At 35.9% G+C, this 14,340-nt stretch carries 15 protein-coding genes; 5 read left to right on the top strand and 10 right to left on the bottom strand.

What is annotated here, in order from left to right; genetic code table 11:
* Window positions 1-279: 279 nt before the first annotated feature.
* The 5 genes from ACMX9J_RS03085 to ACMX9J_RS03065 all read right to left on the bottom strand — a co-directional run bounded on the left by ACMX9J_RS03085 (window position 280) and on the right by ACMX9J_RS03065 (window position 3,647).
* On the bottom strand, window positions 280-1,095 hold the full coding sequence (locus tag ACMX9J_RS03085) for a protein-glutamine gamma-glutamyltransferase (RefSeq protein WP_033579040.1): 816 nt from the start codon (window positions 1,093-1,095) through the stop codon (window positions 280-282).
* Between the two features lie 128 nt (window positions 1,096-1,223).
* Window positions 1,224-1,553, bottom strand: a complete 330-nt coding sequence (locus ACMX9J_RS03080) for a hypothetical protein (RefSeq protein WP_028413289.1) — start codon at window positions 1,551-1,553, stop codon at window positions 1,224-1,226.
* Between the two features lie 94 nt (window positions 1,554-1,647).
* Window positions 1,648-1,836, bottom strand: a complete 189-nt coding sequence (locus tag ACMX9J_RS03075; protein WP_416225405.1) for a hypothetical protein — start codon at window positions 1,834-1,836, stop codon at window positions 1,648-1,650.
* Window positions 1,837-2,202: 366 nt separating this feature from the next.
* On the bottom strand, window positions 2,203-2,616 hold the full coding sequence (locus ACMX9J_RS03070) for a GRAM domain-containing protein (protein ID WP_098626519.1): 414 nt from the start codon (window positions 2,614-2,616) through the stop codon (window positions 2,203-2,205).
* Between the two features lie 212 nt (window positions 2,617-2,828).
* On the bottom strand, window positions 2,829-3,647 hold the full coding sequence (locus tag ACMX9J_RS03065) for a hypothetical protein (RefSeq protein WP_226556312.1): 819 nt from the start codon (window positions 3,645-3,647) through the stop codon (window positions 2,829-2,831).
* 123 nt (window positions 3,648-3,770) lie between these two features.
* On the opposite strand from ACMX9J_RS03065, the gene ACMX9J_RS03060 reads away from it, so the two are divergent.
* Together ACMX9J_RS03060 and ACMX9J_RS03055 are read left to right on the top strand one after the other, a co-directional pair.
* The gene (locus ACMX9J_RS03060; RefSeq protein ID WP_098626515.1) at window positions 3,771-4,271 is read left to right on the top strand and encodes a hypothetical protein; all 501 of its coding nucleotides are present in this window, start codon (window positions 3,771-3,773) and stop codon (window positions 4,269-4,271) included.
* Window positions 4,272-4,318: 47 nt separating this feature from the next.
* Window positions 4,319-4,783, top strand: a complete 465-nt coding sequence (locus ACMX9J_RS03055) for a hypothetical protein (RefSeq protein WP_098249674.1) — start codon at window positions 4,319-4,321, stop codon at window positions 4,781-4,783.
* 87 nt (window positions 4,784-4,870) lie between these two features.
* On the opposite strand, the gene ACMX9J_RS03050 is transcribed toward ACMX9J_RS03055, so the two are convergent.
* Both ACMX9J_RS03050 and ACMX9J_RS03045 read right to left on the bottom strand, forming a co-directional pair.
* Entirely contained in the window at window positions 4,871-7,378 is a 2,508-nt protein-coding gene (locus ACMX9J_RS03050; protein WP_154988734.1) for an FtsX-like permease family protein, read from the bottom strand.
* Window positions 7,375-8,142, bottom strand: coding sequence for an ABC transporter ATP-binding protein (locus ACMX9J_RS03045; RefSeq protein ID WP_154988736.1), 768 nt, complete (start codon window positions 8,140-8,142; stop codon window positions 7,375-7,377). Before ACMX9J_RS03045 ends, ACMX9J_RS03050 begins: the two co-directional genes overlap by 4 nt.
* Window positions 8,143-8,509: 367 nt before the next feature.
* Between ACMX9J_RS03045 and ACMX9J_RS03040 the strand changes: the two genes are divergently transcribed.
* Together ACMX9J_RS03040 and ACMX9J_RS03035 are read left to right on the top strand one after the other, a co-directional pair.
* Complete coding sequence (locus tag ACMX9J_RS03040) at window positions 8,510-8,923, top strand: thiol-disulfide oxidoreductase DCC family protein (RefSeq protein WP_154988738.1); 414 nt, start codon at window positions 8,510-8,512, stop codon at window positions 8,921-8,923.
* Between the two features lie 21 nt (window positions 8,924-8,944).
* Window positions 8,945-9,430: a hypothetical protein gene (locus ACMX9J_RS03035; RefSeq protein WP_063247971.1), complete on the top strand. Its 486-nt coding sequence runs from the start codon at window positions 8,945-8,947 to the stop codon at window positions 9,428-9,430.
* A gap of 308 nt (window positions 9,431-9,738) precedes the next feature.
* On the opposite strand, the gene ACMX9J_RS03030 is transcribed toward ACMX9J_RS03035, so the two are convergent.
* The gene (locus ACMX9J_RS03030; RefSeq protein ID WP_098112638.1) at window positions 9,739-10,299 is read right to left on the bottom strand and encodes a nitroreductase; all 561 of its coding nucleotides are present in this window, start codon (window positions 10,297-10,299) and stop codon (window positions 9,739-9,741) included.
* 238 nt (window positions 10,300-10,537) lie between these two features.
* On the bottom strand, window positions 10,538-11,830 hold the full coding sequence (locus tag ACMX9J_RS03025; protein ID WP_033579029.1) for a Glu/Leu/Phe/Val family dehydrogenase: 1,293 nt from the start codon (window positions 11,828-11,830) through the stop codon (window positions 10,538-10,540).
* A gap of 198 nt (window positions 11,831-12,028) precedes the next feature.
* Here ACMX9J_RS03025 and ACMX9J_RS03020 point away from each other — a divergent pair, with 198 nt between their 5' ends.
* Window positions 12,029-12,184 (top strand): hypothetical protein, encoded by a 156-nt coding sequence (locus ACMX9J_RS03020; RefSeq protein ID WP_162871471.1) that lies wholly within the window; start codon window positions 12,029-12,031, stop codon window positions 12,182-12,184.
* A gap of 9 nt (window positions 12,185-12,193) precedes the next feature.
* Here ACMX9J_RS03020 and ACMX9J_RS03015 read toward each other — a convergent pair whose 3' ends face one another.
* Window positions 12,194-14,128: an alkyl/aryl-sulfatase gene (locus ACMX9J_RS03015; RefSeq protein WP_416225404.1), complete on the bottom strand. Its 1,935-nt coding sequence runs from the start codon at window positions 14,126-14,128 to the stop codon at window positions 12,194-12,196.
* Between the last annotated feature and the right edge of the window lie 212 nt (window positions 14,129-14,340).

Genomic DNA, 14,340 nt, shown 5'->3' with positions numbered 1-14,340 from the left:
TTAAGCAGAAGACTTTAAATTTGAGACAGGTCCTTTGTTTGGCTTCGGTTTTAGCTGACCAAGCTTATTTTTCAGATAATCTTTTAATGCGCCGCGTTTTCTCTTGCGTCTTTTATCACGATTTTTAATAGTAATCTCCTCCTTTCCTTTTAGTTTTAAGACCTGCGTATTAAATGGATTCTTCTTTTATACATAAAATCCTTTTGAATTCTCAAATTTACCTTCATGTAATTCTTTCCTTTTTACAAAAAAAGACCAAAGTATCAAAACTTTGATCATTCAAGCTACATACGTAATCGATCCAATAGTGGAAATAATAGCGCTGTTTCTGTCATACCAAACAACAGGTTCGTATCTAACCGCCAAATAACTGAGGTGAGCGGTGTGAAGCCTGACAATTTCATCTGACAGGTAAGCTGATTGCTTTGCGTTGTCTTTTCTCTTTAAATTTAACACTTCAATAATTCTTTCCCGCGTCGTAATTCCAATTCCATGACCAAAATATAGAGTTTCATCTAATACAATGGTGTTTTCACCTTTCCACTGGGGAGTATCAGGGTTATAATCAGGGTTTTTAAAATACGCACAGTCTCCGGGCAAGTAGTCAGATCCTTTATAACCATGGAGCTCAAGATCTTCATCGTATTGCCAATCGTGTAAGTAAAGATCAGCAAAAAGCCTGTTAAAGTTTGCTTTTCCAATATTATTTAATACAGCTTTGTAAAAGATGATGATAACAGCCGTCGCGCACTCAAACGCGTATTCGTGTCCGTTGTAAAAAATATCATCGATGGCCTGATGAGGAGAAACGGTAGGTAGTAGCTGAAACCCTCCGTTATCGGTTCGTTTCCAATACTTTTCGTTGCACCTAGAACGGGCGAATGTAGCAAACCTAGCGCCGCTTTTGCGCAGCAACACAGACGATTCAATAATTTGTAATTTAACAGATACATCAAAATCAAGCTGGTCAAATGTAGCATACTCATACACTTCCCTATAGGCATCCATTTGTTTTAAAATGTCTGCTTTTTCTTTTGTTAACGAACTATTATTTAAATCGCTTATTTTCACAATTTGTTGATTAACTTTAATCATAGACGTTCTCTCCTTTACAGAAAATGATATCAATCACCTTCTCTAACAGGATATTGATAAAAATTTTTTTTGTGTATCTTCATTTATTTAAAATCGTGAAGATTAGGGAAAACGATAAAAAAAGTAAGTTAACCGCTAATTTTTTCATTTGTTCCTTTTTGTCCTTTTGTCACCTTTTTAAATATAAAGCGAGCAACTAACACGTACAGTGGTAACACAATAATGACGGCAATAACATTTAAAATCCAAGGTATTGTCCCCATAAAAACGTTTGAAGATGCTTTATCATACCAGCTCACAATCAGTAGTAAAAAGACCACACTGGATATAAAAGTACTTATATATCCCTTTTTATAGTTTGTACTTCTCACAGCAACAACAAAGCCAATTACCAATGAAATGCCTGCTGACATTAAGACAAAAATCAAAAATAAATTTGCTACCTTTTGAACGTCCATTACTTCCCTCTTTCTTATAAAATTTTCACTCCAGAATCTTCGTTGCGTCACTTATAAAAAAAGTAAATTTAAGTACTTTAAACTTCTAAAACAATTAACGCCTTTTTCTAGATACAATTCCTACAGTATTTTGATTAACCGCTTCATTTTGTTTTTGATCAAAAGTTACTATTAAATTGTATATAAAAATTAACAAACCACACCCAACCATAATCCAACGCATACTTCCTTGGAATGCAGAATTAAAAATGTTTGCTAAAGCTATTATAAGTCCTGTTGACATGTTAAGATAATTCCAAAACAAGCAAATCGCCCCTCCTTAACCATTGCTTCTTCTTTTCTTAGGTCTTAATATAAATTCGTAGATGAACCAATAAATTAGAGGAAATAAAACGATAACGAGAAACCCGTTTTCAGCCGGTATATATTTGTAGATTAATAGCATAATAATTGCAAACACAAGGTAAGCTATCCAAAACCCTTTATCTCTTTTACGCATACTTACCACCTCTCTCTGAACTGAAATAGCATCCTAACGTCTAACGTATTTTCTATATACACAACCAAATCCTTTCTTAAAAGTACGTTATTAGCGAACGCCATACCAAGATAAGCCTAATTTTTAAGTCTAGGCTTATCTTGGTACTACCTATTTAGCAAGAAATACTTCTTCATTCACATTTTCAAAAAACGACTCCAACCTAGAAAAGTCCTCCTTGTTTCCCCGTGTAGAGAAAACTTCTTGATCATCATGAACAATAACCATCGTAAGAGTTGATTTGAAAATTGTAAGGATTTGCTTTCCTGTTTTTATTTCCCTGATTTTATTAAATGGGATATGTAATACAATAGGCAGCTTAGAGAAAACTTCTCCGTAAAAAAGTAGGCTTTTTTCTGTATAAGCTAAAACACCTCGAATAGGTACAGAATTTCCATTTGGTACACCTACAAGTCCCGAAAATCCACTTTCACATTCATAGTAAGTTAAAATAGATTCTCTAATTTCTTCGTCGCTATCTACCCTTTCTTTAAACTCTTTAGTTGCTCTCTCTTTTAAACTCATACTATCCCCCCTATAGAAATTACTTCTGTTTAACGTACACCTAACTAAATTTTATAATAATTACACTTTTTTGTAAATTTTAGGTATCTGCCACCTAATTAATCTTTCTAGTTAAAATAATTCATACAAAAAAGTGCTTGGATATTTAAATATCCAAGCACTTTTTGTTAATCCCCCTCAAACTCCAAAAACTTTATAGGAAGGATACGTTTTTAATACTCAGGCTTAGCAACACCTAAATTCGATTCAAAATCAGTAAGGTACGTGCGGGCTCCGTTATATTTCTCTTCTTCTTCATAGTCATAATTATTACTTGTGTACGGATTGTTAACAATGTTTTTATATGATCTGATGGTTTTTAATTGAGTATCCAAGGAATAATCAAAACCTTTCATTGCTGTTTCTAATTCTTCAAGCTGTTCCTTACTAAAAGCATCTCGATGCTTTTGTAATTCATCTTTTATTATATGCAGTTTGTATACTGGTCCGTTTGTTATGTCATTAACTGTAGGTTTTATATCTCTATTAATATCTTCTTGAGAAGAATGGAGGTGGTCGTAGAAGAATGATATACCTAGATCCTTGCCGTCATCCCAACCTCTGGTGGCCTCGATAACCGAATGCATATTTTTCATCATTGTCACTTTATATATTGTTTTAGGGGAAGTGTATTTCGTATAAGCTTTTAAAGCCTCTTCTCCATTTAGTTTATCAACATCTTTTTCAAGGTTATTGATACTTATTTCTAACTCGTCATTATTCATTTTATTAACCTTTGCAGTACTGTTAACGGACGTAGATAACAAATTAAAATCATTTTTATAACTTTGAAACGTTTTTTCTATGTCCTCATCTTTATTAATAAGACGATCACATTCATTTTGGAGAAACGTTAACTCTATTTTTATTTCTTTTTGGGCTTCTTCTTGTTTTGTATTTTTGCTAATTGATTCTTTTGAGGTACATCCCATTAAACTAAAAGCAACAGTTAGAACAGCTGCTCCTGCTGCTATCTTCCTTGAATTCTTCATTGTGAAACTCCATTTCTTTGTTGTTTAACTTTTACATACTGAACAACTATATCACATAAATGGATTATTTTAACTATTTATATTAAGATTAAAATTAAAGAAATTAATAAAACGGGGGTTTGTATGAAAAAGTTATATTCTGCATTACTCGCATCTCTACTGTCAGCAAGTATACTAACGGCTTGTTCAGCAACGAACGTAAACAGTAAAAAAGACGTGGAATTCTATTCTAGTGAAGATGAAGCCTTTGAAAATGCAAAAAAAGAGTCTACAGGAATACAAGATATTATCGGTGAAAGCAAATATGTAGATAACGAAAAGATTGTTATCTATACAATTAAAGAAAAATCGAATGTAGGTATAGGAACAGCTACATTAACTCAAAAGGATCAAAAAATCCGTTGGTATTTTAATGGGAATCCAGCTATTATTAAACAATCAAAGGGAAATACAGATATCACTAGTGAAATAACGACTCCAAAAGGTGTAAAGTACGATTTTTATGCCGGTACCCCAACAAAATCAAATATGACAATTGAAACCCGTACCGATACTGAAGTGGTCCCTCATATTGATAAAGAATATGATATTTATTATTACCTCTCCCCTGTTCCAAGCAATTAAGCAGCAATTTTTTTATTAGTCGCAACTAACTAAGGGGGACATTATATATGAAAGAGTTTATAAAATTATCTCTGTTTATGTTTATTATCGTTGGATTATCAGGGTGTATAGGCGAGGAATATGACTTCTCTCCCCCTACGGTTACATTATCGGCCAATGATGTTGTGGATGTTGAACTGAAAGAAACTAATGTAGATTGGCGCGGTGAAGAAGGAAAACAGTACAGAAAGGAAACAAATACAAGGAATAGTATAAATAGAGCTAAAAAGCAACAACAGCTAGCTGTAGCCCCTGAAACACCAGGGAATTTAAGGTTTGATAGCGAAGATTTTCTTGTTAATGACATTAGTTCTTATACAATAAGCACTAGTAATGCGAAGCAAGATATTAGAATAAACGAACAAGATAGAACTTTTACGTTCCCAAAGAAAAAAGGGAATTATGTTTATTTGCTAGAACTCCAAACTGATAGAGGCTACGCACAATATGTAGGGAACGTTGTTGTTAAATAAATAACATAGAAAGTAATAAACCCCAACCTCTACAAAGAGATTGGGATTTATTACTATTATAGTATTCTACTATACCTACATGAGAGGTCACTTATTATCATTAGTAAGCTCTATAGAAAGATCTTGTCCAGATATTTTTCGACTTACGTATGAGAATAAAAAAGTGCTAACTACAAGCATTGATACTACTACAGAAAGAATTGTTTTATAATCTATAACAAACTTCCCTGGATCCATTAATAGCAGAATTAATGTTATTAAAAGTCCCATTACAATTCCATATATTACTCCAATCGTAATATATAAATTCACTTGTGAAAGAATGACTTTACGAATGGATTTTGGCGTCATGCCCATCGCGCGTAAAACAGCAAATTCTTTTCGCTTTGAATAAATATTATTTGCCAATGAATTAAATACTCCTACCATGGTAGAAACAACCAACGTGGCAATAACAACTATAAAAATTCCCCAACGCTGATAAAACATTTCGTTTGCCTCTTTAAAAGATTGATCATAGCTGCTTACCTTTAATTCGGGATACTGGCTTTTTAAGCCCTCAATTTCTTTTACGGCGGCCTTTACATTCGTAGCATCTATATATAGGCGGTAAAAATTCACATCTTTAAACTCCTTGTTTTTCCAATCTAAAAATGCCTCATAGTTGTCAAGAAGATGGTCAGGTATAGCTGTTACGACATAATCTCCTTTAGGTATTATATGCCCCTCTATAATTGATCCATCTTGATTTTTAGCATACATACCTAAATGGAGTACCTGACCTACTTTTACATTATGACTTTCAGCAAATTTTTTAGACACTATTATACTATTCTCTTTATTACTTCCTTTTACATAAGAGAAGTGCTCTAGAAGTCCTTGCTTCTGCAATCTTTTCAAGTCAACCACATTGTAAAGAATATCTGTAACCTTTTTTGACTTTGAAATCTCCCCTAAGCCCTGGTTGCTCATGTTGCTAACGCTTTTTACGTGAGGCAATTGTTCAGCCTTTCTAGTGAGTTCTGCTACATCTATTTTTGAATCATCAAGGCGAGTTTCCACAATAATGGGCATTACATATTCTTTTTTTAAGTAGGTTAGTCCATTATTTTGAATGGTTCTAAATGTAATTGACCCAAATACAGTAATGACCATTAATCCGCATATTATTAAGATAATCATTGTATTTTTTCTAACTTGAGGAATTAGATTTTTAACGGAAATATAAAATTCTTTCCCAAATAGTTTTTTTCCATATGGTAAAAACCACTTTAATCCTTTAGTCACTAGGATAGGAAAGATTAGTATAAAGGCAAACAAGACTAAAATAACTGTAATTAGTAACATCCCAGGTCCGTATGTGCCTCTTGTAGGAAATACCTGGCTTCCTATAACTAAAAATAAGGACATTGCTATTAGTACCTTGAAAATTACTATTCTTGTCTTGGAAAAACCATAGTTAATTTTCTCGTTCTTCTGCATTGTTTTTAGTGGCAATACTTTTGTACTTCGATAAGCTGGAATGAGTAAAAAGAATTGAATAATAACAAACATTACAACTGTAATGATAACGGCAGTACCTACGTTAAAATCAGATGGAGAGGAAGCTATTTTCGACACTTTTCCTAACCAGCTGTATAAGTACCTTTGACTGCAAAAGGTTAGCAAAAACCCGACACCTGTACCTACGGTGTTTATAACGGTGCTTTGAAGTGTGATAATCTCGCTAATCTGTTTAGCAGTGGCTCCTATCGACCGCATAATGGCGAACTGATTCCTCATTTTGTAAAGCAAAAGCTCAAAGTTTGAAATGAGAATAAGAGACGTGATGATTAATACCAATGCCGATAAAACCATAATAAATGTATGTAAGGATTGTAAATTATTTTGCACGCCTGCATCTTGTTCAGCTATATCGATACGTAAGTCCTTGTTATATGATTTAATATGATTGGCCAACTTTAAGGCGCTCTCGTTTTTTTGTGCCTTTATTAATAAATAAGTCGCTTCTGCGCTGCTTTTTTCTTTTGTTTGAATATAGCGTTTTACATTCTTTTGATTAAGTATCAGCATATCCGGTGCTACTCCAGTAGCGGATAAATCATTTACGGTTTCCGCTAATGTGTATGTTCTGTTTTCAATAAGGACTTTATCTCCAATTTTTATGTCTAAATCTTGGGCTAAGCTCTTATTCATTGCCACAGAGCTACTATTTAGAGGTTTGGAAAAGTGATATCGACTTTTAGCTAAGTAATCATTTTCAACACCTACTGTATAGATAGAGGCATGTAGTTGATTTAGGTTTAAATGAGCAATAGATACTTTTGATACCTTATCTACCATTTTATCCTGGTGAATTTCTTCAACTAAAGTTGATGTCAAAATTTTGCCTTGATTCATATCAAACCCTACGGACAAATCCATCGCACCGTAAGTTTGTTTTAATTGACTTTTTAATGTGTCCTGCGCATTAAAAGAGAATAAAACCATACTAAGTACAAGCATGGTAGAAATAGCTATACTTACAATAGACGAAAACACAATGAATTTATTGGACTTAAATAAACGAAAAGCTAAACCTCGTAGTGTTTTCATATCTTAAGACTCTCGGCTTTTGTAATAAGCTTAAACTTCTCTAGTATATGATCCAAATCACTATTTCCACTACAGATATACGTATCGACAATAGAGCCATCATGAAAGAATAGAACGCGATCTGCATAAGTAGCTACATTAGGGTCGTGAGTAACAAGAAGTATGCTTTGGCTAAGTTCGTTTTTTGTGGTTACCAGTGTGTCTAGTATGCCTTTGGAAGTATTAAAATCAAGGTTACCTGTAGGTTCATCTGCCAGAATAATAGGTGGGTCAGTTATAATAGCCCTTCCTATAGCTACGCGTTGCTGTTGTCCACCTGACAGTTGTACAGGGCGGTGTTTTTTCCAAGCTGTTAAGCCCAAGAGCTCAACAACGTTATTTACTTTTAAATCAATTACGTCCGATGTAAGTTCCTTTAAAACTAGCGGAAGAGCTATGTTTTCTTCTACAGATAAATCTTTTAATAAGTGGAATGATTGAAAGATAAATCCAATGTTATCTCGTCTGTACGCTGAAGCTTGAGGTTCTTGGAACATATCTTTTGAAAGCATTCCGTTTAATTTAATCGTTCCACTAGTTGGCTCATCAAGTGCTCCTAAAATGTTCAGCAGTGTACTTTTTCCTGAACCACTTGTTCCCATAACAGCAACCATTTCACCTGCCCCTAACTGAAAGGATATATCATTTAGTGCAGTAACTTCATAGCCCTCTCCTTTATAAACTTTAGTTAAATTTTCCACCTCTAAAATATGTTGATTCTTCACGTCTTCACCTCGAAGTAAGTTTCTTTTTTTGTAGTAGCAAAGGTAGTTCACGCTTTTATTACATCTACCTCGTAAATCCCCACTATATCTAGTACGTTTTAAAACAGGAATAGTTTTACATTTTGTGAAAAAAAGGAAAAAATTTTAGTTATTTATAAGAAACACAGAAAAGTAGAAGTTTATGAGATAAGCTGCTACATTCAAATTCAAACAAAAACAGTGTTGTATTTGACTCTGTTTTCTTGCTTAAATTCACTTGAACTCACATAAAACATTTCCACTTTTACCCTTACGTCTTGTAGTCCCACACGTAAACAATTATACTTATTTTAGTAAATATTCATAAAAAAGGAAGGAGAGGAACGTCATGCCGCCAAATCCATCACACCATCCTATTATTCTATTTGATGGTGTTTGCAATCTTTGCAACGGATGGGTACAGTTTGTTATCAAACGAGATTCACGTGCTCTATTTCGTTTTGCGTCGCTTCAATCTGATACTGCGGGAACCTTGCTGCGTAAGCATAACTATGAGCACCCACCACTTCACTCGGTCATTCTTCTTATGAACGGGAATCTTTACACAGAGTCTACGGCTATCCTACATATTGTCCGCCAGCTTCGAGGACCCATTCAACTAATGGCGTGGTTCCAAGTGGTTCCCGCGTTCATTCGAAACCTGTTCTATCGTTTTATTGCACGTAATCGGTATAAGTGGTTTGGAAAACAAACGTCATGTATGTTGCCAACCCCTGAAGCCAAAATGCGATTTTTGGACTAAGCATACAAATGGAGGAAAACAATGCGTTTATCAACAAAAGAGAAATTTCGTTTAAGTATTCTTGCGACCCTAAGGTGGACCATGGCTATTACGTTTCTTATTTATGGAATGGCCAAAATCTACCCAGGACAATTTATAACAGGCGATTTCGTGTTTGATTCAACAAAAGATTCTGCGATGAAACTGGCGTGGTATTTCTTTGGGTATTCTGATTTCTACAACTATTTTATTGCCACTGGCGAATTATTAGCTGCGTTGTTATTGGTGATACCGCGTACCGCGACACTAGGGAACATTATTTTTCTCCCCATTATTGCCAACATCACCGTCCTTAACTATTGTTTCAACATTCCTGCCAAAGTGGTGTGTGTTCCGCTTCTTGCGATGAGTTTGCTATTAGTATTGATGGAATACTCCAAGTTAAAAGGCATCTTCTTTGTCAACACTGCTACCCCAACGCAGAAAGTAGACGTTCAATCATCCGAAAGGAAGGTGACCGTTAAATGATCGTCTTTCTTTTGCCGCCCATTATCTTCGGTTTGGCGTGTACTTATTATTTTGGTCTTCGTAAAGAAGACTGAACACAGACAACTCCTTTTTTGTTCTGATTGTTCTGACTAGTAGTTACGGAAACCAGGGAAGTTCGCGATAAGATACTAAAAAGAACTGCTGCAGGTAAACCCATAAAAGTGCAAATTGATGCCGCTGCATGTTGGCATTAAATTTCTTTATGCCACTTTCAAAAACAATAAAAAAGGCAGCAGCTCAACTTATGAGCTGCTGCCTTTTATTTATAGAAACACAGAAATAACCTTTTAACGATACCAAATTGTTTTATCTTGATACGGAATACGTTTTGATGAAACTTCTTTATTAGGATGTCCGACGTAAATTAAGCCTAGGAGCTTATCGCCGTCTTCTAGAGATAAAAAGTCATTCAGTTCTGACTGATAGACAATATCACCCGTTCTCCAAATTGTAGCCAAACCTTGTTCTTCCGCTACTAATAGCATATTTTGTATGCTTGCCGCTACGGCAGAGATTTCTTCAATTTCAGGCACTTTTCCTGAAGGACTTACTGCTACAGCAATAATGACAGGAGCACGAAGCGGGCCTTTTTTAGCTTTTGTTGTTTTTTTCAACGCTTCTTCTTCACTTAAGTGAGCAGTTTTTTGCTTCATAATACGTTCCATTTCGTCTCCTAAACGAACGCGTGAATCCCCTGTAAACACTCGGAATTTCCAAGGCTCTGTCTTTTTATGGTTAGGAGCCCAAGTGCCTGCTTCTAACATAAGGTTGATAGCATTTTCTGATACGTCTTTGTCTTGCATAGCCCCAATCGTTCTTCTGGCTTTAATAATATCTAATACACTCATGCTTTCTGTCTCCTTTTTTACATTCAATTTATTAGTATAGGTATGTATATATCTTATATATAGAATAATTGAAAATCATTCTCACTGTCAATTGTTTTGCCATCATTCGGGTTGCGATAAATAAATATGCCAATTTTTTATGCATGTTTGTTTTTTTAGCAGGTTTTCTTTTAATTATTTGGCAGTTCTGGTAGATAAAAAACGATTTGGAACATGTAGTCCAAATCGTTTTTTTATCTTATACCCAGCCGCGGAAACGAGAAGCTTCAGCTGATTTTTTGATTCCTGCCATGTAAGCAGCAAGTCTCATGTCTACGTCATTTTCTTGAGCGATTTGATAGATCGTTTCAAATGAATCCACCATTACCTTGCGTAATTTGTAAGCTACTTCCTCTTCAGACCAGTAGTAGCCTTGATTATTTTGCACCCATTCGAAGTATGAAACCGTTACGCCTCCAGCACTCGCTAAAATATCTGGCACTAAAAGCACGCCTTTTTCGTCTAAAATGCGCGTAGCCTCAAGTGTAGTCGGTCCGTTCGCTGCTTCGACTACAATAGAAGCTTTAATGCGATGAGCGTTACGAACCGTAATTTGATTCGAAATGGCTGCGGGTACTAAAATATCACATTCTTTTTCTAATAGTTCTTCGTTTGTCATCACATTGGTAAATAAATTCGTTACGGTACCAAAACTGTCGCGTCGATCAAGCAGGTAATCAATATCAAGACCAAGCGGATCATAAAGAGCTCCGTACGCGTCTGAAATGCCAATTACTTTTGCTCCTGCGTCATGCATGAACTTAGCAAGAAAACTGCCGGCATTTCCGAAGCCTTGAATAATAATCCGTGCTTCTTGCAAGTTAAGGTTTTTCTTTTTAACAGCTTCTTCTATACAAATGGTTACTCCTTTAGCCGTTGCAGTTTCGCGTCCTTGAGATCCTCCGAGTACGATAGGTTTTCCGGTAATAAAACCAGGAGAATCGAACTCACGCAGTCGGCTATATTCGTCCATCATCCACGCCATGATTTGAGAATTTGTATAGACATCCGGTGCAGGAATATCTTTAGTAGGCCCAACTATTTGACTGATGGCTCTTACATAGCCGCGGCTGAGTCGCTCTAGTTCACCAAACGACATGTTTCTTGGGTCACATACAATTCCGCCTTTACCTCCGCCGTACGGAAGGTCGACAATCCCGCATTTTAAACTCATCCAAATGGATAATGCCTTCACTTCTTCTTCATTTACTTCAGGATGAAAGCGTACGCCTCCTTTAGTAGGCCCGACAGCATCATTATGCTGAGAGCGGTAGCCCGTAAATACTTTTACCGATCCGTTATCCATTTTAACTGGAATACGAACCGTCATCATGCGCAGCGGTTCTTTCAACAAATGATACATTTCTTCACCATACCCTAGTTTTTGAAGCGCTTCTTGAATAACGGTTTGAGTAGATAAAAATAAATTAAGTGATTCCTGTTCTTGCTGCTGTTCTTTTTTTAATTCACTAGCTGTTTTTGTAATGGACATTCTGTTCACCCCATATTAATCATTGAAATTTCTCAATGATTTAATATGCAATTCCTGTGCCAATTTCGGCGGTTTTACAACGCTTTTATTTTATAAATATTCTGCATTAGCACGCCTTATATTCCCTGCATAGGCTGATATTAGTATATACTTAAAGAAATAAGACAAACTATTTATACTGAAAAGGAGGAAAGTGCTATGTTACATGAAAGAAAAGAACAAGAGCGAAACAATCACTATATAGAATGCTGTTCCATCTGTGGAGAAAGGCTAACATCTTTTCAAGAAAAAGAAATCTTCACATGCGACAGCTGTTTTGAACAAAAAGTCAACGATGTGCTTTCTGAGCTGTAATCAGGTACTCTATTTTTTAGAAACAGGTGTCACAATATTAAAGTTTGGATCAATAGAATCCTGACAAGACAAAAAGAAATCCCATTTTGATTTATCTCCTTGAACAAATATGACCGAGCTATAAGAGTGATCATTTGTAGTTGTTAGCCGGTATAAGGTATCTTGCCACATCGTTACCGTCACCTCAGCTTTCTTTCGCGTATCTCCAAGATACCTAAAGATTCCATGCTTAAGTTCTGTGAGAGCTACTTCATTACGATCGGGTATCACAAACAATATACGATAGTTACATGCGCCCGCCTTTAATCCATCTACGCGAATGCTAAATAGTTCTAAAATATTTTTCAAAGGAAGTGTATCCCATACTTCTTTTGTAATAATGTTGACTGGCAGCGGTATATTACCTAAACGAAGTTCTTTGGCTCCTGTTAAATATTCATTTCGCCAAGGACCAGATTCAGCTATATACCCTAATTGTTCAAGCGCGTCTGCGCATAAAAGTTTTGCCTTCACATGGTGAGGATCAGCGTAAATAACTTGTTTGGTCACTTCAGCTACCCATTGATAGTCGCCTTGTTGAAAACAGCGCTGTGCTTTTTGGACAATGTTGTCCGCTCCGCCCATATACTCTACATATTTCTTAGCTGACTCTTCAGGAAACAGTTTATTTAAATCTACAGGATTGCTGTTATACCAGCCCATATAGCGCTGATAAACCGCTTTTGCGTTATGGTTAACCGTTCCATAAAAGCCGTTTGTATACCACTCGTGAGATAGGGTTTCCGGTAGCTTCATCATTCGGCCGACGTGGTCGATGGTATAGCCTTGATTCATCAGCCTTAATGTTTGGTCATGAATATATTGATAAACATCTCGTTGATTTTCGATATATGTGATGCACGACTCGTTTCCGAACCTTGGCCAATTATGTACCCCAAATACAGTTGTTAGTTCTTGGCCAAATAAATCGATTGCTTGCTGCAAGTATTTTGCCCACGCTGCTGCGTCTCTTACTTTTGCTCCTCTAAGGGTATAGAGGTTGTGCTGAGTGGCCGTACAGTTTTCTGCAATACAAAGAGCCTTTTCACTAGGAATATAGATGTTCATTTCAGCAGGCGCCTCCGTCCCTGGCGTAAGCTGAAACTGAAATGAGACGCCGTCAATTTTCTTACTTACATAAGAATGATGTTCGGAAGGGTGAATTTCTTCTATTCCTTTAATAAGCGTGATTGTTCCAAATGAAATTTCTTTTCCGATGCCGTTGTCAATTAAGCCTTTTTCATCGCGTCGCAGTCGAATACCGTACATGTATTGACTTCTTCGTGTCATTGCTGTTGCCGCCGTGACGTTTTCATCAATAACCGCATCCATAAATCCAGCAGGAGCATAAACTTTACTAGTTTTATTTTGTGTTGAGTCAGGGAATATCCCTAGAACTCCGCCGTAATGATCTATATGCGAATGAGAGAAGATAACAGCTCTAACAGGACGCTTACCGCACTGCTGGTTTACTAGTTCAAGCGCTTTTTCTGCCGTTTCTTTGGATGTTAAGCAATCAATAACAATCCACCCCGTTTTCCCTTTAACAAATGTAATATTAGCCATATCAAAGCCTCTTACTTGAAAGATGTTTTCAGTTACTTGATATAAACCGGCTTGTACATTTAATTTTCCTTGTTCCCACAGTTTAGGGTGGACAGTAGCAGGTGTAGATTGTTCAAATAAAAAAGCGTACTTTCTTAAATCCCATACAGGATACAGCTGATTTTTTTTGAAAATCAGCGGAAAAGGTACGCGTACAAGGGCTTGGTCATCCGCAAGATTTTGTTCTGATTTCACTTGTTCCCAGTCTATTTTTTTATAAGTCTCAGCATTAGTCGCTGCAGTCTTTTGAGTAGCATCTTTTCGGTCAATCGTTAACTCCCGTTCATAATCAAACAGCATAACCCCCTCCTTTTTATTATTTTATGCGTAAAAATAAGACGAAGTACAAAAGAGAGAGAAAATAGAGTCAACAAAAAAGAAGATGCGCTTAGCACGCATCTTCTTTTTTATACTGAATGTTATGTTTGAATAGAATAGTCGAGTATTCTGTCTGAATTAGACAGCCTAGCACTTAGTATAACGATTGTTTACCAATGTTCCTTTTGTAATTA

Source organism: Priestia sp. RMT2NF4, assembly GCF_047872835.1.
Classification (GTDB): domain Bacteria; phylum Bacillota; class Bacilli; order Bacillales; family Bacillaceae_H; genus Priestia; species Priestia zanthoxyli.
Note: the sequence above shows the minus strand (reverse complement) of the source record. Positions and strands in the feature narration are given on the sequence as shown.